The following is a 23518-nucleotide window of genomic DNA, read 5'->3' on the forward strand; positions in this document are numbered from 1 at the left end:
GATCATCTGGGAAACGGGGCGGGCCGGACCGCGCACGACGTGCGCGCGGTGCTCGAATATTTCGCCGACCAGACCACCGCCGGCTGAGCTCCGGCCGTCCCATCCCGGTCGCTGCGGGTACCGTCACGACTCCTGTCGTCCGTACGTCTCGCGGCGGTCCATGGGCTTCCCGAGCGTGCTGCTGAGAGTGCAGCGGGTGCGTCACGCGGCGAGTGGGGATCTGCCCGCGCTTGCCGCCGACGCTGCCCGTGGTCTCCGCGCCACCGGGGATGCACCTGTATGTCGTCGATCACGAGCGGCGGGAGTTGCTGCCCTGCAGCTGCCGGGCGCTGGCGGCGGCGAGGTGCTCACCATCGAGGGAACACTGGCGGGCGGGTCTACACCTCCATGGCCTCCTGCCCGGCGGACGGGACGGCGAGCGGTGACATCCGGCTGTGGGTGCCGCTGCTCAACGGCATGGAGCGCCTCGACCTTCACCGATGAGCGCTGGCACACGATGGCGGCAGGCGCGCCGTGTGTCGACGCGCGGTGCCTGGTCGTTCGTAATGCGCAGGGGGCGGCGGTGGCGGCCGTGACGGTGTGGTCGGCGGGTGAAGGCAGGCTAGGGCTTATCGAGCCGATGGGGTGCACCCGGCACACCGCGGCCACGGTTTCGGCCGAGCGATTACGGTCGCCGCAGCACGTGCACTGGGTTCGTCCAGCGTGGTCGTTTGCTCCCGAGCTCCAACGTCGGCGAAGGCAGCACGCACGAGGGATTCACAGACGAGGAGCGGGCCGCGATGAAGGACCACGCCAGGAACTGAAGCGGTCGCGCCGCGGCTCGCGCGCGGGCAAGGCGGCGGAGGCGGCGCGGGACGTGCTCACCAGAATCGCCGAAATGCGGGACTCGGACCGGTCAGCTCGGCCGCGACCATCTGGATGTGGTGATAATGGCCCAGCGCGTCCATGCCGTCATCGCAGCCAGCGCCCGGTCCTGGCGCCAAAGCTCTGGTCTGGGATGCCCGCCTACGCGCTGGACGGCAAGATCGTCTGCTTCTTCCGGAGCGGGGAGAAGTTCAAGACGCGTTAGGCGACGCTCGGGTTCAGCGACCAGGCGAAGTTGGACGAGGGAACGATGTGGGGGACCGTTCGCCCTGACCGAGGTGACAGCCGAGGTGGAGGCGCGGATCGGTGCGCCCGTGAAGCAGGCGGTGAGCTGAGGCGCGCGCCCCAGCGAAGCCGACAGCCTGACACCGGGCCGGACTTACGGCTGGTGAAACGGCCGTTGACGGCCCGCTTGCCGATGGTGGCTTCCGTTGGCAGGACGGAGGCGGACCGCGCTCCGGCCGGGAGGGCTCTGACCCCAGCGTTCAACCCTAGACACCACAGTGGGTCGGTCGTGGCCCAACGACTAAAGGAATGACCATGACCCAAGCCACCTTGATGACTTGACCATTACTCCATTGGCAGCTCGCCACGCGCTTCACAGGCAGCGCCTTCGCGGGCTCTTCTGTTACACGGACACGCCGTTCTTCCAATTGATGACCATCACAGTATTTCGGCCATCGACCTGCCTTGTTGTCCCCGAACACCCCGTCTAGCGTGAGCTTTCTCAACGTTCAACGGGGGAGCGGCGAGATGCAAGTTGAGATAGGACTTCTGGGCGCTGTGGAGCTGAGGGTTGACGGTCGGGTCGTCACCCCAGGTGCCGGGAAGCGGCGGGCGATGTTCGCCGGACTCGCGTTGGCGGCGAACCGGACCGTCTCCCTGACCCGCTTGTCCGAGCTGGTCTGGGCCGATGCCCCACCGGCCTCCGCGACGGCGAATTTGCGTTCTTATGCGGCAGGACTACGCCGGGTGCTGGGTCACCGATTGGTGGCTCGCCCGAACGCGTACCAGTTGCATCTTGAGCCGCATGAGCTGGACGTCGTGGAATTTCAACGGCTGGCCGAGGATGGCCGTGGCCGGCTGGCCGACCGAGACCCCGTTGGCGCCATCGCGGCGCTGACCGCAGCTCTGGGCTGCTGGCGAGGCGCGGCGGGTGAGGGTCTTCCGCGCGGCACTGCGCTGGACAACCGCTGGGCAAGCCTGGAGGAGCAGCGGCTTCAGGTCGTCGAGGAGTTGGCTGACGCCCGACTGTCGGCCGGGAAGCATGCGGACCTGGTTGGCGAGCTGCGAGAACATCTGGCGGGCAATCCGCTGCGGGAGCGGGCGTGGGGGCAGCTGATGCTTGCGCTGTACCGCTGTGGTGACGTACCGGCGGCATTGACGGCCTATCGTCACGTCCGCGCCGCAATCGGCGAGCAGCTCGGTATTGAGCCAGGCGAGGAGCTCGCCGCCTTGCACCGCGCGATTTTGGAACGCGCACCGGAAATCTCTTTCACCCAGTCGTCGACCAGGCCGCCAGCGTCGCCGACGCCAGTCGTCGAGCCGGCACTCAACAGCGGTGTGGCCCGGCCAGTGCCCCGCGAGCTTCCGGCGGACCTGGTGACGTTTGTCGGGCGTAGGAGGGAGACCGTGGAGATTGCCACCGGGTTGACTGGCGACGGCCCGGCCGTTGTGGTTGTCACTGGCCCGCCGGGCAGCGGAAAGACCGCGCTTGCTGTGCACGCTGCCCACGCGGTGGCTGGTGAATTCCCCGACGGGCAGGTTTTCGTAGACCTCGGTTACCGAACCTCAATGACTTCGAGCGAGGTGCTCGCCCGGGTACTGCGTGCGCTGGGCGTTGCGCCCGCAGACGTGCCGGATGATGCCGACGAGCGAGCCGGCTGGTTTCGCTCGCTCACCGTTGGACGTCGGCTCCTTCTGGTCATTGATGGAGTCGCTGGATCGGCCCAGGTGCGGCCCCTGCTACCCGCCGGTCCCGGCCCCGCGTTGCTTGCTGTGGGCCTACGGTATTTGGGCAGCCTAAACGGCGTAGGACGCGTCGCCCTGCGGCCGCTCGGTGCCACGAGCGCGAGAGCGCTGCTCGCCGCACTCGTCAGCGCGGACCGGCTGGTCGCCGATCCGGTCGCCACCGACCAGCTGATCTGCCTCTGCGCCGGATCGATGCTGGCGTTGCGAATTGCCGGCTCGAAGCTGGCGAGGTGGCCCGACATTCCGGTCGCTGCCTTGGTCGGCCAGCTTGCTGATGGTGGGGGACGGCTGGACCTGCTCACCTACGACGACCTGTCGGTGCGGGCAAGTCTGGCAACAGGTGTCCGCCTGGTGTGTTCCGAGGATGAACTGGTCGGTCGGCTCCTTGAACTGCTCGCCGCCGGCCCGGAGGCTATGGGGATGGTGAATCGAGCCGCGATGCACCTCGGCGTCTCCGCCCAACGCGTTCGCCGAGCCTTGGAGGACCTGGTCGACGCGCACCTGGTCACGTGGGACGGGCCCAGCGGCTATCGGCTACCGCCGCTGGTTCGGGAGTACGCCGTGGAACTGGCTGCAGCGTCGTCCGAGCCGGCGCCTCCGCCGGTCCGGGGGAATCCGGCCCTGACCCTGCTGACTGGATCAGGGTGAGGCTGGGTACCGCCGCCATCCCGCCTGCGCCTCCGGTGGACCGGGTGATCTCTGCGGTTCGATCTTGCAGCCGGCGATGCGGGTTCGACGGACGTCCGGGAAGCCCTGATGAGGGTGCGCGGGCGACCGAGACACGCCCATCGCACATGGCGCTTCCGCTTTTTGGTTACCTGCCGTTACCGCCGGGGCCGACTCGTCCGGTGCCGCTGAGGCCGGTGGTCTGCTGGATCCAGTCGGCGATCCGATCGACCCGGGACGTCGTCTCCTCCTGGGAGTGTGGGCACGCCGGACCGTCGGACTCCACGGACACCAGCGTCTGGCTGCCGTCCGCATTTTCGGCGAAGTACGGCGCGCCGGAGTCGTAGGCGCATGCGCTGGTGTTCGCGGCTGGGGCGTAGCCGACCACCATGACCGAGTCGCCAGCAACGCGCGTGATCTTGAACTGGCCGGTCTGCAGATGAGCGACCGGTGTGGGATTGACTGAGCCGGTGGCGCCCCAGCCGGTCATCCGCAGGATGCTCCCGGTTCGTGGCGTCGTGGTGCTGACCGGCAACGGGCTGATGTCGGTGATGGGGGTGGCCAGCTTGGCAAGTGCCACATCGTGGCGGGACGCCTGCCGCACCTCCACGACATCGACGAGGTAACCAGTGGTGGCGGTGAGGTCAGCACGACCGACGGTAGCGGTGGTGGCGTAGGGCACCGGCCCGCTGACCCGGCTCCCCGAGGCGTTGTGGAAGCAGTGCCCCGCTGTGATGATCCATTGAGGAGCGACGAGGGCCCCCGAGCAGGCGCTGTCGTAGGTCGTCCCGTCGGCGCGCGGGATGTTGGTCATGGTGAGTTTTGTCGAGAAGAGGTACTGGCCTTCCGCGACCGGAGTCCCATTGGCGATGGCGTGGGCTGCGGCGGGGGCGATCAGTGCAGCGGAGGTTCCCAGTACCGCGATGGCGGCGCTCGTCCTGAGGAGCCGCGCAACGCCTGGCAGACGGATCATCGGGCGAAGGTAGCACCCGAGGGCGCCAACGTCGGCTGCTCTGCCGATACACCGCGTGCCGTCGCCAGTGTGCAACAACGATAGGCGGCTATATACGAACTGATCTTAGCGTGCCACCCAACGTGTCTTCATTGAAGCGGAGGGTGACGGGTGAGACAGAGACTACGCGGGCCGCTGGTCCTGGCCCTAGTGCTGGCCTTGGTGGCCACGCTCGGCGGAATGGAGACGCTTCGCCGGCAAGCTTCGGAAGGGCGCAGCACGGCTAGCGCCGGGGAAGACGAAAGCTTCCTGGACCGGCTCGGCCGGGCCGCACGGAACCTTGTCGACGGCGGGGACGGACGGCCGCGGCCGGAGCAGGTCATCGCGGGCCTGCGGCTGGACCAGAAGCCGAAGCCGGGCGTGGTGAAGAAGCCGGCCAAGCGGCTGAAGGAACTGACTGGCCGCCGCACGGCGACCACCCAGGTGTTCGCAATGTCGGACGGGCGGCTGCAAGCGGAGGTGTCGGCCGCCCCCCGCTTCTACCGCGACGCCAAGGACGCTTGGCAGCCGATCAACACGACCATCTCGCCGTCGAAGGCGGGCGGCTTCGCTGCGGCGAACACCAGCAACACCTTCACCAGCCGGTTCGGCGGCACCACCGGGAAGCTGGCGCGGTTCGAGCTGGACGGCCAGCAGGTGACCCTCGGCCTAGCCGGTGCGCCGCGGCCCGCCAACCCGACGCTGAAGGGTGACACGGTCACCTACGCCGGCATCTTCGACGGCGTCGACCTGTCTTACGAGGTGACCGCGACCGCGCTGAAGGAGCGAATGGTGCTGCGCAGCGCGGCCGCCGCCTCCGCGATGACATTCACCCTGGACGCGGGCACCCTCAAGGTGGCGCAGCGCAAGGACGGCTCAGTCGAGTTCCGATCCCCGCGGGACAACCGCGTGCTGCTGGTAATGCCCGCGCCCTTCATGTTCGACTCCAAAGCCGACGCCTCCTCGCCGTACGGCTACGCCTACAGCACCAAGGTGACCCAGGCGCTGCGCGCCGAGGGCGGCCGGTGGGCGATCGACGTGGCGGCCGACAGGGACTGGCTGGCCGACCCGAAGCGGGTCTGGCCGGTGACGGTGGACCCCACCATCAAGATCCAGCCAGACGCGAACACGGGCAAGGACACGATGGTCACCGAGGACACGCCGCAGCAGCCTTTCGGCTCGGTGTGGCGGCTGTCGGTGGGCACCAGCAACGCGGGCGCTGCGCGCAGCCTGGTGAAGTTCGACCTGAGCGGGGTCCCGGCGAACACCACCATCGACTCGGCATCGCTGCAGATGTACTACGACACCACCCACACCACCGACGCCTACGACGTGCCCCTCGAGGCCCGGGAAGTCACCAAGGACTGGAACGAGGATACGGTCACCTGGAATGACATCAACACCAGCATGGGCGCCGGCGCCGCCACCGTGGAAATGGTCGACGATACCAACACCGCCAAGGTGGCGATCAAGGGTGCCTGGCCCGCCTCGACCAACAACCTGACGAACGACGCCGTCAACAAGACCTACCTCTACAACAAGGACGACGTCGCTGGGGACACCTACACCTGGATCCCCAACATCCCCGAGGACGGCACCTACACGGTCGAAACCCACTACGTCCCGGCAACCGACCGGACGGACAAGGCCCAATACGCTGTCACCTACGACGGCGGCACCACGCAGAAAACCATCAACCAGAAGCTGCCCACCAACGCCGACTGGGCAAGCCTGGGCACATACCCGTTCAAGGCCGGTACCGCGGGTCGGGTGATGCTCAGCGACGCCAACACCAGCAGCAGCACCTCGGTGATTGTGGATGCGGTCCGGCTGACGAAGTCCGGCGGCCTGATGCGGGCCAAGGAAGCCAACGTCTGGCACACCCTTCCGGCCACCACCCTGGTGCAGAAGTGGGTCAACGACCCGACCAAGAACTTCGGCTTCATGCTCAAGGCGGTCGACGAGGACCGACTCGGCCACGGCGGCCCCCGCTACGAAGCCGCTGAGGACGCCTACAACGGCGAGACCGCGAACATGCCGAAGCTGACGATCAACTACGGCAAGCCAGGCGTGGTGCTGGACACCCCCCGGACCCTGTACCCGACAGGCGCCGCCCTGCACTGGTCGACCTACACCGGCTCTGACCTCGCCGAGTACCAGGTGCACCGGTCGACCAGCCCGAACTTCACGCCGACCGCGGCCACCCTGGTCGCCCCGGTCAAGGGCGCCACGTCGTTCACCGACACCACCGCCACGCCGACCCCGGCCGGCTCCACCGACCCCTACGGGCAGACGTACTACTACCAGGTGGCGGTCAAGACCACCGGCGGGGCCATCATCGCCTCCACCGCTGCGACGGCCAAGCTGCCGAAGTCGGGGCAGGTGGTGCAGAGCATTCCGGCCAGCGCCGACGCCACCATCTCCTCGAAGCTGCCCAGCAAGAACCTGAACACCCTGGATGGCAAGACCCAGTTGAATGTCGGCAACAACTCCGTCGACTACACCTACAGCCGCGGGCTGCTGCGTTTCGACACATCGTCGATCCCAGCGAACGCCCGAGTACTGTCCAGCTCACTGAACCTGTGGTCCACCGGCACCGTCTTTGGGACCTCGCAGCAGTCGAACTACAAGGTGCACGCGCTCACCAGCGCGTTCGACCCCGCCACCGTGACGTGGTCGAACAAGGACGCCACGCACACCTGGACCGCCGGTGGTGACTACAACGCCACCGAGCTGGGCTCCCTGGGCGCGTTCGGCATCGATGACCCGCCGAAGTGGCGCCGCTGGACCCTCAACACGTCGACGGTCCAGAACTGGATCAACGGGACCACCGCGAACAACGGCCTGCTGGTCAAGCACGCGGACGAGGGTGGCCGCCTCAAGGAAAACACCACCTTCCTGTCCAGCGAGGCGTCGACCGACGCGCTGCGGCCGCAGCTTCAGATCGTCTACACCCAACCCGACGCCGTCCAGACCTACTACGCGCCGACCACCCCGTCGGTGATGACCTCCGACGGCACCTACAGCATCCCTGTCACCCTCGCGAATCCGACAACCACGAAGTGGCTCGCCAGCGAGTGGGTTCTCACGTACAGCTGGGCCCTGCCCAACGGCGACCCCGTCCCGACCGCCGGGACCTCGCTACAGACCGCTCTGCCCTCGGACGTCGCACCCGTCGGCTCCCCGGCGACGGACGGTGCCAGCTCGGTGGACGTCATGGCTCAGGTGAAAGCCCCGGCACCCAGCGCCGACGGCAACCGGCGCGACAACTACACGCTGAAGTGGGAGCTGGTCAAGAAGGACGGCACCAAGCTGACCGGGATCGGCCCGCTGGCGCAGGACGTCGCGGTCGAGGAGCCGACCTCCGACCAGCTCGGCCTGGAGAAGTTCTACTCCTACGCGGGCAAGAACACCGGCGCCGGCGGCACCCTGATGAACAACCTGTTCGCCGGCAACTCGGTGTGGTCGTACAACGCGTTCAGCAACCCCTCACGCGGGCTGTCGACCTTTGTCCGGATGTCCTACAACTCCCTCGACACCTCCGATTCGGTGGCCGGGTACGGCTGGTCGCTGCAGGCGTCCTCGATGATGCGCCTGGGCACCCCCCTGGACTTCCACCCCAACCCGAACCCGACGAAGGTGACCTTCACCGACGGTGACGGCACCAGCCACCGGTTCAGCCGAAACGACCAGACGGGGGAGTGGATCAGCCCGAAGGGCGTGCACCTCTACCTGCAGAAGGTCACCAGCCTCGACTGCAAACCCAACACCCAGGAGCGGCGGGCCTGGCTGCTGACCAAGCCCGACCGCACGCGGTTCTACTACGACTGCGAGGGCTTCCTCACCAGCGTGGTGGACAACAACGAGAACGAGATGGTGTTCACCTACGAGGAGCGCCGGTCGAACAACAAGCCGACCAAGTTCCTCCGCTACATCACCGACCCGGCCGGGCGGACCACCCTGACCATTGACTACTACGCCAAGGGTCAGGACTACATCTACATCGGCGACACGGACTGGCTGCCGAAGGCTGGGACCAACCTGACCAACCCGAAGATCATCGACCACGTCTCGCAGATCACAGACATCTCCGGGCGAAAGATCACGTTCGCCTACACGGACAAAGGTCTGCTCGGCCGGATGATCGACGGCGCGGGCTCCAGCGGCTCGATGGGCGGGGAGAAGACGTTCCAGTTCGCCTACGACATGACGCAGGGCAACAAGAACGTCAAGCTGGTCAGGGTCACCGACCCGCGGAACCACTCCACGGAGGTGGTGTACAACTACCCGAAGGCCGGCGACGACCCGAAGTGGCACTGGACCACGAAGTCGTACAAGGACCGGACGCTCAATCTCACGCAGTTCGCGTATCGGGACCCGGACGCCACCGACGACATCGAGACGACGGTCACCGATGCCGAGAACCACGCCACCACGTACCTGATGGATGGCTTCGGCCGGCCGAGGAAGACCACCAACGCCAAGCAGCAGACCACCACGCTTGAGTGGGACGGGGACCACAACGTTCGGACGCTTGTCGAAAACAACGGCGCCACCTCGACCTGGACCTACGACGCCAAGACGGGTTACCCGACCGAGATCAAGGATGCCGAGGCCGTCAGGAACGGCTGGCCAGGGACCCGGATGGCCTATCAGTACCAGCTCAACGGCTACGTCGCCGACCTGATTGAAAAGACCAGCCCGGAGGGCCGGAAGTGGACGTTCGGCTACGCCGCCGCCGGTGACCTCGAGTGGGTGGTCGACCCGGTAGGCAACAGCACGTCGGACCAGGACGACTACAAGACCTCCTATACGTACGACGAGTTCGGCCAGCTCCGGACGGCGAGGAACGCCAGAGGCTTCACGACCCACTACGACGCATTCGACGCTAACGGCTACCCGACGACCATCACTGACGCCAAGCAAAAGTTGACGACCTTCACCTACGACGAGCGCGGCCAGGTGAAGACGGTCACCGATGCGTACGGGAAGGTGACCTCACAGGAGTACGACACGTTCGGTCGCCCGCGCGAAAACCGGGTCCCGAAGGACCAGAGCGCCAGCGACTTCATCGTCACACCAGCGCCGAGGTATGACGAGAACGACAACGTGCTGGAGTCATACGCGCCGAACGGTGCGGTCACCTTGGCCCAGTACGACGAGGCCGACCAGATGGAGTACACGCTGGCGCCGGTCGACGAGGAGGACGACCCACAGCGGAAGACGTCCTTCACCTACGACAGGGTCGGCAACCTCAAGACCACCACCGAGCCGAACGGCAACCTGACCCCGGAGGTGGACGGTGACTACGTCACCACCAACGACTACGACGAGATCTACCAGCTGACGGGCGTCACGAACGCCAAGGGACACAAAATCTCGTACGAGTACGACGACGTCGGCAACGTTTGGAAGGTAATCGACGCCCGCAAGAACGCATCCAGCGCGACCGACGACTACACCACGATGTATGAGTACGACAAGGCCCACCGGATCACCAAGGTCACGGACGCGCTCGGCAAGTTCACCACCACCAGGTACGACCGCGACAGCGTAGTGACGGCAAAGATCGATGAGCTTGGCAACACCACCGAGATCATCTCGAACCAGGTGGGCAAGCCGAAGCAGGTCAAGGTGCCGCACAAGAACGACAACGGCACCATCACCTACCGCATCACGGAATACACGTACGACGAGGTCGGCAACCAGACCAAGGTAATCAGTCCCAGAGGCACGGCCACCTCCGACCCGGACGACTTCACCACCGAGACTGTCTACGACGAGCTCGACCGGGTGAAGGAGACGCGCACCGCGTACGACAGCAACGACGTCCGCTACAAGACCGCGGACGTCACCACCTACAAGTACGACGACGTCGGCCGGCTGACCACCGTCAGCATGCCGCCATCGACCGGTGAGTCCGTCCGCAACAACACCGTCTACACCTACTGGGACAACGGCTGGAAGAAGACCAGCCGCGACCCTTGGGACATTCTGACGTCGTACGACTACAACAAGCTGGGCGCCCAGACAGAGCGGACGCTCACGCCGGCAGGCGAAGACCCGCAGGAGGGGTCGTCCAACCGGACGATGACGTGGTCGTACTTCCCGGACGGCAAGCTGGCGTCCCGGTCCGACAGCGGCGTGCCGGTCGGCCGGCACGTGGTGTTGGTCGACAACTCCGACTTCAACAACACCAGCGCCACCGGCACCTGGACCGCAGCCACGACCGCGGAGGACAAGTACGGCCACAACTACGCCACCCGCCCGGCGGGGACCGGTGAAAACACCTTCACCTGGCAGCTGAACGTGCCGCAGGCGGGCACATACGAGGTGTTCGCTCGCTACCCGAGTGTGTCCGGTGCTGCGGTCGACGCGAAGTACACGATCAACCACGGCGGGGGCGACACGGCGCGGACGGTCAACCAGACCACCAACACGGGTACCTGGGTGAGCCTCGGCTCCTACAGCTTCAGCGAAGGTAACAAGCACAAGGTGTCGCTGGCTGACCAGGCCAGCGGCACGGTCGTCGCGGACGCGGTGAAGCTGGTTCGCGAGAACTCAGGTGAGGTCGACGACGAGAAGGCCAGATACGCCTACCGGTACGACCCGAACGGAAACCTCAAAACCATCACCGACTCGTCTCCCCACGCTCGGGTCGACACCTACCTTGTGGACTACACGGAGCTGAACCAGGTTCAAGCGGTCACCGAGACCAAGTCGGGAGACGAAAAGAACAGAACCGATTTCACCTACAACGAGAACGCGGCGCCGCTGACCACGGAGCACGACAAGCAGTGGGCCAGCTACGACTACGACCCGCGGGACATGGTCTCGACGGTGGTGAACGGTACGTCCCCCACGGACCCCGACAAGAAGGTCAACACCTTCACGTACACCGACCGGCGTGAGCGGCTCCATGATGTCAAGGGCAACGGGAATACCGTCGACTACACCTACTACCTTGACGGTCAACTGAAAACCCAAGTGGAAAAGAAGCCCAACGGGACGGTGGTATCGGAGCACAGCTATACCTATGACCTGAACGGCAACCGGTCCCAGGATGTGGCCCGGAAGATGAACGCCGACAACCACTCGGCGTACCTCAACACCACCAGCACCTACACGTACGATCCGCGCGACCGCTTGGCCTCGTTGACCAAGACCGGCGACGGCGCCGGCACCGAGACCTATGTCCACGATGCCAACAGCAACGTCGTCACCCAGACCGTCAAGGGTGCCACGACGACATTCAACTACGACCGCAACCGCCTTCTCACCGCGACCGGGGGCGGCGTTACCTCGTCCTACAACTACGATCCGTTCGGCCGTCTCGACACGGTCACTGCCGTGGGAACAGTGATCGAACGGAACGTCTACGACGGCTTCGACCACATCGTCGAGAACCGGAAGAAGAACAGCACCAGCACCGCCACGACCAGGTACACGTACGACCCGCTGGACCGAACCGCCACCAAGACCACTGACGCTGGTGACGCAAAAGAGAAGACCACCACGTTCAACTACCTCGGCCTGTCGAGCGAGGTGCTGGACGAAGAGGTTGCCGGCAAGCTCACCAAGTCGTACCAGTATTCACCGTGGGGACAACGGCTCTCCCAGATCACCCAGAACAGCGACGGGACTCAGGAGAACGCCTACTACGGGTACGACCAGCACACCGACGTCGAGCAACTGACCGACGACACCGGCGATACGAAGGCCACCTATGGCTACACCGCCTACGGCAGCAACGACGAAGCCCAATTCACCGGCGTCGACAAGCCTGACGTGGCCGATCCCACCAAGGAGGCGTACAACCCGTACCGGTTCAATTCGAAGAGGTGGGACGCCAACTCCCAGTCCTACGACATGGGATTTCGCAACTACAGTCCAGGCCTGAACCGCTTCCTGTCACGAGACAGCTTCAACGGAGCGCTCGGGGACATGAGGCTGAGCCTTAATCCCTGGACCGGTAGCCGCTACGGATTCGGCGGTGGCAATCCCATCAGCATGATCGAGGACGACGGCCACGATGTCATCGCCCCCGGACCGCTCGACAACGAACCGATGTGCGGCGAAGGGTGGAAGCACCAAGCGCTGTGCTGGGGCTCTATGCTTCCCTTCGGCCTCGGTGACGCGGCAGCATCGACGGACGCACAGCTGTACCGCGAAGAAGGAAACATTGAGCGGGCAGAGGCGCTCGAGAATGCCGTGGGGGCCAGCATATCGATAACCCTCGGTATTGGGCCGGCCGCTCTATTCCGGATCCCTGCAATGGCGCGTGGGGCGTTTATCGCTGGAGCCGAGACGACCGTCGGACGAGTGGCTTATGGTGGCAACGCCCTTAGCCGCTACGCTCAGGGTGTTCGAAAGACCCAGAATATTCGGGGCGGCAACATCTCGGTTTGGGAATATGAGGTAGACGGCAAGACGCAGCTTCACTGGCGGGTGAGCGAGCGAGGAGTCGGCCACGCCGAGCAGCTTGTCTGGAAGGATCTCAAAGCCCAAGGAGTCAAGCCGGGCCAGGTTAAGAGGATTTACAGCGAACTGGAGCCTGATGATGCGATGCCGGGCGGGTACTGCAAGCAGATGATCGAGAGGGAGTTCTGTGAGTCTCCCCCGGAGGTCTCGTGGAGCTACGACTACCCGGGCGGCTTCGATGACACGGCCAAGGAGGCTCGGAGGAGTGCAGTCGATGCGTTGAAGGGCGGTATCGACGACTTGTTCTCAGCCGACTCCGACGGCCGTACATGGGAGGTCTAGCCAGCTTCAATGATTAGATAGCTTCGTTGGGTTTGGAGTGGTGACTTCGCGCAGCCGGAGTCACCACTCCTCACTCTTCCATCTAGAGGCATGGTGCCCTACAATGGGTTGGCTGTTGGCTATGTGAATGCTGGATTGGAGGGTCAGTGTCGATCGCCGGCGAATCGGGACGGCAGCAAGAAGAGGCGACGGTGCGAGTTCCGGCTAATATCGCTCGTCACTGGCTCATCAGTGATGGTGACAAAGCCCTCTTGTCGGAAGTGGGCCTGCCGCTTTCACTGGAGCCTTTTTTTGAAGCGGACCTTCAAGAGGCCGTCAATCCACTCCTGCAAGAGCCTGGCCTGGGCCACCTTTATCGGATCGGCTGGGATAAGGGATCCTATTTAGGCCTGCAAGCGAGACTTGGCAAGGTCTATGCCGTGCGTGATCGCGCAGATGCGCCGACCTCTTTCGTCAATTCATCGCTTTCCCTTTTTGTCGAATTTATGCGGCAAGTGGGACGCCTGCAGGGGCAATATGCGAAGATGACGGATCGGGATATCGATAGCGCTGTCTCGGAGTTGAAGCGGAGTTTGTCCGCACTGGACGAAGCGGCCTTTGCCGATTCTTCCTGCTGGTGGTCACTGGTCTTCGAACAGATGGAATCCGGGCTTTACTAAGGGAATCGGCGAACCAAGAACGGTCGCTCGGCGATCTGGCGGTGGCGCAGCGTCCCCCGCTGGGGGTTCCTGTCTGCCAGCACTCTGCCGAAAAGTGCGGATTGAGCAGCAGGTCGGCAGGTCCGCGGCGTCAAGCTTGCTCGCGGGAAGCCCGACCAGGGCGGTCGGCAAAGGATTTGTCGGAGTTGACGGTTTCTAGACCGCCTCAGCCTGGCCCTGACGGATTGGCGACCACCGTCTCGCCGCCGGTAGGATCCTCCTTTCGGGCATCGTAGGCGCCATGTGCAGGTCGGGAACGACTTCGGGCGATCCAATCTGCAGACTCGCGAGCGGTGCGCGGATGTCTACGGGCTCTGCACTGTGGTGAGTCAGCCAGACCGGATGGTGAGCAGCGGGCTCGCGACGAGGCGGGCATTCGTGTCCGGATCTTCGCAGGCGCCTCCGACAAACGGCCCTGCTCCGCCCGTCCGGCAAAGGCCGTCTCCCGCGGTGGGAGACGGCCTTCGCTATGCGCACGCGCTCAGCCGGGGATCTCTCGAGGGTCGCGGCCGCGGGGGTAGGTGTTCTTCTCGCCGATGGTGCCGTCCTGCTTCTTGATCACGTGCTCGGCGTCGCGCTGCTTGGCCATCTCGCGGCCGGCGGCCTCCGCCTCCGCCTTGGTGTCGTGGACGCTGCTCGCGCGCTGGTTGCCCTCCGGACGATTCTTCCACTGGCCGTCCTGCGGGTACGTCTCGATATCGCCCTTAGCCATAGTCGTGGCCTCCCTGGTTGTCATGGCCGGTTACGAATATCTGCCCCGAGTGAACGCTTCCTGAAACATCCAGCATGTAGGTCCTCGCGGGAGCCACGATCGGGAGGCTCCGCCGAAGCCGAAGCCGAAGCCGAAGCCGAAGCCGAAGCCGAAGCCGAAGCCGAAGCCGCGTGCCCGCCGGGACCGGCGGACGACGGGGACGAGTTGCGAAGGAGGGATCTCAGTGGTTGGCGCTCGCCCGCGCAACGTTCTTGGTATGTGACCCGGACCCGCACGGATCCTGACGACCAGCACGGCGTGTCCTCACCGACCACGCGTGTTCCGGGTGCGGGGGGGTCCTTCATGGCATCTCACCCCCTCGTGAACCGCGATCAGAATGTGGCGATCGGGTTGACCGGGCTGCCGGACGTGCCGGCGAAGCGGACCGGCGCGACTGCGAGGTGGAAGTCCCACTGGCCGAGCTCGGCCGCCGTCGTCGCGCACACCTCCAGGTCGCAGTTGTCGAGCAGCCACAAGCCCATCGCGACCAGGCTCACGGCGTGAACCGGCATCAACACGTCTTCGTACCCCGACGGCTGAACGTCCTGGGGGGTGTCAGCGCCGATCAGCGCGACCTGCCGTTCATGCAGCCACGGCAGGCAGGACGCGTGCCAGCCGGCCTGCGTGAAACCGCTGGCCGCACCGGCCTCGTGCCGGAAGCGGCCATATCCGGTCCGCAGGAGCACCGCATCGCCGGATCGCACCCGCACACCCTGGCGACGCTCGGCCTCCTCGAGATCGGCGGGAAACACACCCTGCCCCGGTTCCAACCACGGCACATCGCGGACCCTCGCAATGTCCAGCAGGACACCACGCGTGATGATCCCGTTCGCCGCCGCCGTGACGGCCGCCCACGCCGATCCCGTTGCGGCATCCACCATCGAGTGCGACCGCCCGTTGTACATGATGCCGTCCCAGAAGATGTGGCACGGCGAGTCGACGTGGGTGACGGTGTTGCCGTGGAACGCGATGCCGAGCCGCTCAGAGGAAAAGCCCCACCGCCGGTCGGCGTGGAAGCCGGACGGCATGTTCTCGGCACCCGGCATGTCGGCGGCGCACGGGCACGTCGTCGTCGACCGCTCCATGTCATCCGGTACGGCAACCTCCCATGCGCACGACACGCTCCTGCCGTGGCGCACCGCCCGCGCCGCCGCCAGCCGGACGTCGTCGGTGATGTGGTTCAAAGTCCCGAGCTCGTCGTCGTCGCCCCACCGCCCCCAGTTCGACAGCGTGCTGAAGTACCCGAGCACATCGTCCTGTGTGGGCATCGGTCGCCCTGCCGTCATCCCAGCATCGACTCCTCCGGTCACGCGCCTCGAGGCACCGCAGGCAGGGTATCCCGCCCTCTCCTTATCGCCGTCGCCTCGATCACCCAAGGTGCGCATTAATTTGAGCCAGGCCGGGAGTGCCCCGAATAGCGCGGCGGACGGCGCCTGGCCGCCCCACCACATCGACGAGCTCACCGACAAGGTCAAACGGCAACGCCCACATCGCTACCGCGAAAGCCAGCCTCAACCCCGCCCGCCGCGCCAACGTGAGAGGCGTACGACCCACCGGGCCCGCCACCATCGCAGGTAGCCGCGCGACCCTGCGCAAGGCGTTCAACAACGCCTCGCCCGCGAAGTAGTCAGCAACCCCGATGGCAGCTAAGGGCGGGTGTCAACTGGGCGGCCCGCTGGTGGGGGGACGACGTCGCGCGGCGGTTGCGGCGTCGGGCGGGCCCGAGCGCGCACCAGGTGGTGCAGCACCACCAGGGGAGCCACGCCGGCCGGGTACCAGGCCAGGTCGACGGGGTCGAACTGCACACCCAGCGCCAGCCTCGCCGCCAGGCTCCGCGCCGACAGTTCGGCCGGCACCCCGGTCAGCTGCGCGCACTCCACCACCCAGCAGAACACGGTGGCGACCGTCCCGGCCGGCACCGGCGTCATCCGGGGCCGCAGGAACAGCACCCCGGCCCAGACCATCGAGGCGTACAGCGCGGTGCCGGAGTACTGCCGCAGCGCTCCATCGTCCACGACACGGATCAGCAGTGCGAGGCCCAGGAACAGCAGCGCGGCCACCGGCATGAGCAACCGCACCGTACGGGCCGTGATCGACATTCTCGCGAAGGTAGCCACCGCCCCAAAGTACGGCTAGCGCGGCACCAGTCCGGCGGCCAGGTCCGCGGCGGACACCGGCGTCCACGGCGTCCCAGCCGGCCCGTCGAGCAGTAGGGCGGCCGAGCCTTCAGCCACCTCGCCGTCGAAGAGCACCGTCAGCCGGTCCTGACCCACCGTCGCGACGAACGCCTTCGCGGCCTGGGGCCGCGGCGACGCGCCGTCCCCGGTGTCGCGGCTCGCTGCCGCACGGACCGCGGCCACGGCCTCGGCGCCGCCGACCGGCACCTGCGTGGTGGTGCCGTCCGCGTGCGCGACGACGATCCGCTCGGCCCGCGCAGAGGCGTGCCAGGCGGCGAGGTCCAGCAGGGTCGGGCGGGTGTCGGCACGGAAGTGTTCCCACAGGTCGGCGGCGAGCCGGCCGAGCCGCGCGCCGTACCCGCCGACGTTGTGCCCGTACCCGGCGGTCGACAGGCTCGCGTCGATCCACATCACCTCGCCGGTGCGTACGTTGAGCACCAGCGGCGCGAGCGATCGGGCGTCGCCGCGCAGGTGGAACCGCTGCACGACCCGGGCCGGGTCGAACTGCCGGCCACCCCGCTCCGGCAGGGAGAAGCCGGCGAACGCAGCGTCCAGCGCCTCGAATGGAACGTCGTTGTAGCTGAACACCACGGGCACCGCCCACTCCACCTCCGCCGACAGCAGCGCGGCCCGGTCGAGGTCGAGGAACTCGGTGGCGCCCAGCGGCGGCGGTGCCGACGTCAGGTCACCGGAGTGCACCGCGGCGCGGCCCTTGAACCGCAGTCGGGTGTAGTCACAGTGGCCCTGTGGCATCCACTCCTGGTCGTAGAACGCGCAGGACAGGTCCAGGTCGACCCGGAACTTCTCGCCGTCGGTCCAGTGCAGGAAGAGCCGCAGCACGTCCAGATCGGGTAGGTGGCGGACGCTGCCCCGCGGCCAACCGGTCAGCTGCGCGGAGCCCGCGCGTTCGCGACGCGGGGCGGGCACCCGGCTCAGCGCGGCGTCGAGCACGGCCACGTCGAACCGGTCCAATCCACCGGCCCGGTCGACAAGTTCGGCGTCGACGCTCGCCCGGATCTCGGCGATCGCGTCGGCGGGCAGCTGACGTCGCTGTTCCGGCGCGCTCCACGCCCGCACCACGTCACCCTTGGGGAAGAACGTGCGCCGCGGCGTGCCCCGCTCCGGCGGCGTACCCCGCTCCGCGCCCCGCACCGGCGCGGGCGGCCGCCGTGTCAGCCCCAGCGCGCGCCCCAGCGCGGCCCCGAACGTGCCGACGTGCCCGGTCCCGACAGCCTGCGCAACCTCCGCCATCGACGCGTCGGCGGCCACCTCCACCGCCTCCAGGACGGCGACCGTGGCGTCGCGGCCGGTCAGCGCGGCGGCCGCGTCGGCGAGGACGGTCGGCGACACCCGGGGCGCGACCTGCCGCGCGGCGTCCAGCACGACGCGCTGCGCGTCCGGGTCGTCGCCGGCCAGGCGCAGCAAATGGTCGAGCCGCCGCCACAGGTCGCCGGGCCGCTGGACGAGCAGGGCGGCGGCGTCGGCCGCGTCCCCTTCGGCCACCGCCCGCTCGACCAGTGCGGCGAAGGTGCGAACCCGTACCGACACCGTGCCGTCGGCGTGCCAGGACAGGATCAGCCGCTCGGGCGCACGCTCACTGGCGGCGATCATCGCGGTGCCCAGCGCGCCGCCGGCCGGGGCGCGGGTGCCGCGCAGCGCGGCGAACGCGACCGCCGCGTCCGGGTACGCGGTGACCCGCTCGAAGGGGTGCAGCCGCTCGGCGAGCCGCTTCCAGACGGTGGGGTGGCGTGCCATGTCCTCGGCCGCCGTGACCGGGTCGAGGGACCCGACGAAGGCGAGCACCGCGCGGCGCAGTGGCCGGGGCAGCGCCCGTACCCGCGGCGCGCCGACGGTCACAGCCGGCTCGTCGACCGGCCGGTACGTCTCCGACGGCGGGTTCTCGCGGCGCCGCCGCGGCAGGACAAGGCCGGGATCTCCACCCGAGTACACCCACAGGGCGCGCGCCACGTCGGTGGCCGTGCCCCAGCGGGCGGGGGCCTCGGCGAGGACCCGCTCCTGGGCGGCGGTGAGTGCCGTGTGGTGCAGCGCCTCCGCGATCACCACTGCCAGGGTCTCCCGGGCGGGCACCACCGCCGGCAGCCAGTCGAGGCGGTCCGGCGCGGTCGCGGCGACGAGTGTCCGCAGGTCGGCCAGGTCGGCCTCGCCGAGCGCCGTGGGCCGCCCCACCAGGTCGTCGCGGAGCCGGACGGCGGTGCTGGTGGGAGAGTGGTCAAGGGTGAGCCGGCGCAGTCGCACCGGCGGTGCCGTGGACGACGCCGGCGCCGCCGCTTCGGCCACGAGTGGCAGGTAGGGGTTGCCGGCGGTCAGCCGCCGCCCGCAGATGGGGCAGGCGGTGTATGCGTCGGCGTCGAAGCAGTCCGGGCAGACCAGGTGCCCGCAGGGGTCCAGCGCGTGGACCCGGCCCTCGGCCCCGCACAGGATGCACGGTGCTGCCTCGGTCTGCAGCAGATGCACGATGAGCCGCTCGACGTAGAGCCGGTCCGTGTCGTCCGGGGTGTCCGGGAAGCGGCGGAACAGCGGCACCTGTTCCCGGTCGGCGCCGACCAGTTCGGCGGTGACCGCGCAGACGAAGTCGGCCCAGCGCATCCTGGTCACCGGGTCCAGCAGGGCGAACCGCCGCCGGATCGCCGCGTCGAGCAGCCAGCCCGTGGCGGCCAGGTCGGCCTCGAGGTTGGCCACCCAGGCGTCGCCGTCGGCGGGCGGCGCGGCGGCTGGCGCAGGCAGCGCCACTGCGCCGGCCCGGCGCAGCAGGATCGTCGCGAGCGCGTCCATCAGCGGCGTCCTCCTCCCGGTCTGGTGCGCCGGCGGTCGGCGCCGCTGCGGCAGACAGATGCCGGGGCGGAGAGTCGGCACGCTGCATTCAGTCGAAGAAAGGAGAAGGAAGCGCACGTGGGAGCCGCCCCGGCCCACCGATGCTACGGCCGACGACCGAGGTTTCGCGACCCGTGTTGCCGCCGGGTCAGCGGCTCGATCAGTCGGCGGATGGATGACACGCCTTCGAAGGAGACGACGCTGTCCAACACCTGGTCGGCCACAGCGGATGGGGCTCTGGCAGGCTGCTCAGCATGCCGGATCGCCTGCTCGATGACGAGGCGTTGGAATCGTCCGCGGTGGTGGCCAACTCGGCGATGAACCGGGAACGCCAACTCGCCGGTGTGAACAGCTACACGCGCGAACTCGGGTTCAACCCACTCCACTGGATCACGGCTCGGATCGGGCAGTCCCCACAGACGACGATCGGCTGGCTGGACCTGTGTTGCGGGACCGGCCGCTGCCTCCTGCAGGCCGCGGACACACTCGCCCGGGACGGCCTCGATCATCTCGTGACGATCGTCGGCGTGGATCTCGTCGATTTCTTCGACCCCACCCCCGTCCGGGGCGCGGCGCTGCAGCTGACCTGTTCGTCCATCACGTCCTGGTCGCCACCGCGTCGGTTCGACCTCATCACCTGCGTCCACGGACTGCACTACCTCGGCGACAAGCTCGCGGTGCTGACCAACGTCGCCAGCTGGCTCACTGACGACGGACGGTTCAGCGCCGATCTCGACCTGGACAGCATCCGCCTCGCCGATGGCCGGCCCGCCGGCCGGAAACTCGCCAGCGCACTCCGCGAGGCAGGCTTCACCATCGACACCCGCCACCGCCGAATCGGCCGGAACGGGCCCGGCGTCGTTTCACTGCCCTACACGTACCTCGGCGCCGACGACCGCGCTGGACCCAACTACACCGGCCAGCCGGCGGTCAGCTCCTACTACGTCGAAACCCACCCGTCACGGTCGTAGGTCTCCCGCAACCCCGACAGGACGCCGGTGCGGACAGCCGGGGGTAGTAGAGGGTCTCGAGTCACCAAGACAGCCAACGCGACCGCGAACAGCGAGGCGAGCATCCAGCGCGGGCGTTTTGATTCGCGTGTGGGGCTTGATCGGACCACCGTTCACCTCTACGAGTGACATAGAGGATGAACAATTCCGCGCGGTGGCCAGGAACGCCGAGGTTGTCAACCGGCGGGATGGCGAATCGGGCTCGGCTTCCACGTCGAAGCATCGGTGCGCTTGGCGCTGGTCGTACCTCATCAAGCAGGCCAACGTGCCTGGGCGGGTGGCTTATGGTGAAGCCCGGGGCGGCCGTGGTGGCCCACGCTGGTGTGAGGTGCGCGCCCCCGATCAGAGCCGTAGGGCCTTCACTTTTCCAGCTGAAGGATGGACCCATGACAGCGAGAACATCTGCCCGCGCCGGAACGCTCGCCGTGCCGACCCGGAACATGCGCGCCGCCGGCCATTGCTGAAATGGACTGGGCGGGATGGGGTCTGTTCGGGTTGGTCGCCACCGCGGCGCTCACCGCGGCGTTGATCACTGCTCAACTGGCCGGCCTCACTCGTCTCGACCTTCCCCTGGTACTCGGGACCCTGGTCACGGAGGACCCCGACCGGGCCCGGGTCATCGGTTTCTTCATGCACCTCGGCGCCGGTCAGGGCTTCGCCCTCGGTTACGCGGCCACGTTCGCCCTGCTGCACCGGGCCACCTGGTGGATCGGGGCGCTGCTCGCGACGCTGCACGTCGGTATCGCGCTGACGGTGATCCTGCCGCTGCTTCCGGGTGTCCACCCGCGGATGGCCTCCCAGCGGGCGGGCCTGACCAGCACGGCCGTGTTGGAGCCGCCCGGCCTGTTCGCCGTCAACTACGGCATCCAGACCCCCACGGTCGCGGCTGTCATCCACGTCATCTACGGAATCGTCCTCGGACTACTCCTCCAAGCCGATTGACCGGGCACGCGCGACTCGTGAGGGAGCAAGCTCCATGACGGACGCCGCTGCTCCTCGGCCCCCGGCTCCGATCAGCGACTACGGGCTGATCAGTGACACCCGCACCGCTGCCCTCGTCGCGAGCGACGGCGCGATCGACTGGCTCTGCGTGCCCCGCTTCGACGCCGAGCCCCTGTTCGGCCGGCTCGTCGGGGGAGCGGAAGCAGGAACCTTCCGGGTCGGCCCCGCCCGGCCCGGCCCGGTCGTCGAACGGCGTTACCGGCAGGACACCGCCACCTTGCAGACGACCTGGGCGGTGGGCGGCGGCCGCCTCACCCTCACCGAGGGCATGGTGGCCGAGGTCAGCGGCCGCCTGCTGCCGGCGACAATGATCGTGCGGCGGCTGTCGGCCGAGGAGGCGGCAGTCGACGCCGTCGTGGAGTTCGACCCTCGCCTCGGCGTACGCCACCGCCGGCCCCGAGTTCACCACCGGCGCAAGGCCCTGGTGTGTGACTGGGGTTCGCTCGCGGTCTCGCTGGGCAGCACACCCGAGCTCGCCATCGAGCCCGGGCGGCCCACCTCGATCACGGTCGGCCCCGGCCGACCGGTCACCCTCGTACTGGCCGTGGCCCACCGCGAGCCCCTGATCCACGTCGACCCGGAGGCGGCCTGGGATCTGCTCAGCGAGGACGAGAACCGATGGCGGGACTGGGCCGCCGAAATCGACGAGTCGCTGCCCTTCCGCGAGCACGTCGTACGCAGCCTGCTGACCCTGCGGCTGCTCACCTACTCGCCCTCGCAAGCTCCGGTGGCCGCACCCACGACGTCGTTACCCGAGGATCCCGGCGGGATACGGAACTGGGACTACCGCTACGTCTGGCCCCGTGACGCCAGCATCGGCGTCAGCGCCTTCCTCGCCGTCGGCAAGCCCGAGGAGGCCCACGGTTTCCTCGCCTGGCTGCTGCACGCCAGCCGGCTGCAACGGCCACGCCTGCCGGCACTGCTCACCCTGCACGGCCGCCGCGTGCCGGCGGAACGGGAGCTGCCCGGCTGGCCCGGCTACCTCGGCAGCGTCCCGGTACGGATCGGCAACGGCGCCGCCAATCAGCACCAGCTCGACGGCTACGGCTGGGTGATCGACGCCGCCTGGGCGTTCGCGCAGGCCGGACAGCTCCTCTACAGCGAGACGTGGCGGGCGGTACGCGGCTTCGCCGATGTGGTCGCCCGTTGCTGGCAGGAGCCCGACGCCGGCATCTGGGAGGTCCGCAAGCCCGCCCAACACGTCCATTCCAAAGTCATGGGCTGGCTGGCCCTGGACCGCGCCCTACGCATCGCCGACACCCACCCACTGCCGGACCGCCAACGCCGACGCTGGACGACAACACGGGACAAGATCGCCGCCGAGGTCCTGCGGCAGGGCTTCGACCCCACGTCGGGCTGCTACGTCCGCAACTACGGCTCCCAGGACCTCGACGCGGCCATGCTCGTCCTGCCGCTGCTGGACATGGACAGCATCGAATCGCCCCGGGTGCAGGGCACCATCGACGCCATCCGGGCCCGGCTCTCCGCCGGTGGTCCGCTGCTCTACCGCTACTCGCCGGGACGTGACGGTCTCCCCGGCACCGAAGGCGCGTTCCTGCCCTGCTCGTTCTGGCTGGTCCAGGCCCTCGCCCGCACCGGGCGCCGCCGCGAGGCCGTCGAGCTGTTCCAGACCATGCTCGAGTACGCCAGCCCACTCGGCCTCTACGCCGAAGAGATGGACCCCGCGACCGGCGCCCACCTCGGCAACTATCCCCAGACGCTGACTCACGCCGCGCTCGTCCAGGCCGCACTCGCGATCCGAGACGCCCCAGACCAGAAATCCTGAGTCCGCT

11 protein-coding genes are annotated in these 23518 nt (G+C 67.7%); 6 read left to right on the forward strand and 5 right to left on the reverse strand.

Going from position 1 to position 23518, the window contains the following annotated elements:
- Positions 1-1581: 1581 nt before the first annotated feature.
- Positions 1582-3483, forward strand: coding sequence for an AfsR/SARP family transcriptional regulator (locus AC0OLQ_RS15490; protein ID WP_484531903.1), 1902 nt, complete (start codon positions 1582-1584; stop codon positions 3481-3483).
- Between the two features lie 166 nt (positions 3484-3649).
- On the opposite strand, the gene AC0OLQ_RS15495 is transcribed toward AC0OLQ_RS15490, so the two are convergent.
- On the reverse strand, positions 3650-4474 hold the full coding sequence (locus tag AC0OLQ_RS15495; RefSeq protein WP_484531904.1) for a S1 family peptidase: 825 nt from the start codon (positions 4472-4474) through the stop codon (positions 3650-3652).
- A gap of 219 nt (positions 4475-4693) precedes the next feature.
- On the opposite strand from AC0OLQ_RS15495, the gene AC0OLQ_RS15500 reads away from it, so the two are divergent.
- Positions 4694-13255: a golvesin C-terminal-like domain-containing protein gene (locus AC0OLQ_RS15500; RefSeq protein WP_484531905.1), complete on the forward strand. Its 8562-nt coding sequence runs from the start codon at positions 4694-4696 to the stop codon at positions 13253-13255.
- Between the two features lie 146 nt (positions 13256-13401).
- On the forward strand, positions 13402-13914 hold the full coding sequence (locus AC0OLQ_RS15505; protein ID WP_484531906.1) for an SUKH-4 family immunity protein: 513 nt from the start codon (positions 13402-13404) through the stop codon (positions 13912-13914).
- Between the two features lie 520 nt (positions 13915-14434).
- Here AC0OLQ_RS15505 and AC0OLQ_RS15510 read toward each other — a convergent pair.
- From AC0OLQ_RS15510 to AC0OLQ_RS15525, 4 genes are all read right to left on the reverse strand, one after another.
- Positions 14435-14665, reverse strand: coding sequence for a DUF2188 domain-containing protein (locus AC0OLQ_RS15510; protein ID WP_484531907.1), 231 nt, complete (start codon positions 14663-14665; stop codon positions 14435-14437).
- Positions 14666-15036: 371 nt separating this feature from the next.
- A complete protein-coding gene (locus AC0OLQ_RS15515; RefSeq protein ID WP_484531908.1) occupies positions 15037-15972 on the reverse strand; it encodes a cyclase family protein in 936 nt (311 codons plus the stop codon).
- Positions 15973-16350: 378 nt separating this feature from the next.
- Positions 16351-16803: a ribosomal maturation YjgA family protein gene (locus tag AC0OLQ_RS15520; RefSeq protein ID WP_484531909.1), complete on the reverse strand. Its 453-nt coding sequence runs from the start codon at positions 16801-16803 to the stop codon at positions 16351-16353.
- 33 nt (positions 16804-16836) lie between these two features.
- Positions 16837-19674: an MXAN_6230/SCO0854 family RING domain-containing protein gene (locus tag AC0OLQ_RS15525; protein ID WP_484531910.1), complete on the reverse strand. Its 2838-nt coding sequence runs from the start codon at positions 19672-19674 to the stop codon at positions 16837-16839.
- 293 nt (positions 19675-19967) lie between these two features.
- Here AC0OLQ_RS15525 and AC0OLQ_RS15530 point away from each other — a divergent pair, with 293 nt between their 5' ends.
- The 3 genes from AC0OLQ_RS15530 to AC0OLQ_RS15540 all read left to right on the forward strand — a co-directional run bounded on the left by AC0OLQ_RS15530 (position 19968) and on the right by AC0OLQ_RS15540 (position 23511).
- On the forward strand, positions 19968-20684 hold the full coding sequence (locus AC0OLQ_RS15530; RefSeq protein WP_484531911.1) for a class I SAM-dependent methyltransferase: 717 nt from the start codon (positions 19968-19970) through the stop codon (positions 20682-20684).
- Between the two features lie 504 nt (positions 20685-21188).
- Positions 21189-21665, forward strand: coding sequence for a hypothetical protein (locus AC0OLQ_RS15535; protein ID WP_484531912.1), 477 nt, complete (start codon positions 21189-21191; stop codon positions 21663-21665).
- Positions 21666-21699: 34 nt separating this feature from the next.
- Positions 21700-23511: a glycoside hydrolase family 15 protein gene (locus AC0OLQ_RS15540; protein WP_484531913.1), complete on the forward strand. Its 1812-nt coding sequence runs from the start codon at positions 21700-21702 to the stop codon at positions 23509-23511.
- The last annotated feature ends 7 nt before the right edge of the window (positions 23512-23518 follow it).

The sequence above is a fragment of the Micromonospora sp. Utrum1 genome, from assembly GCF_057197805.1.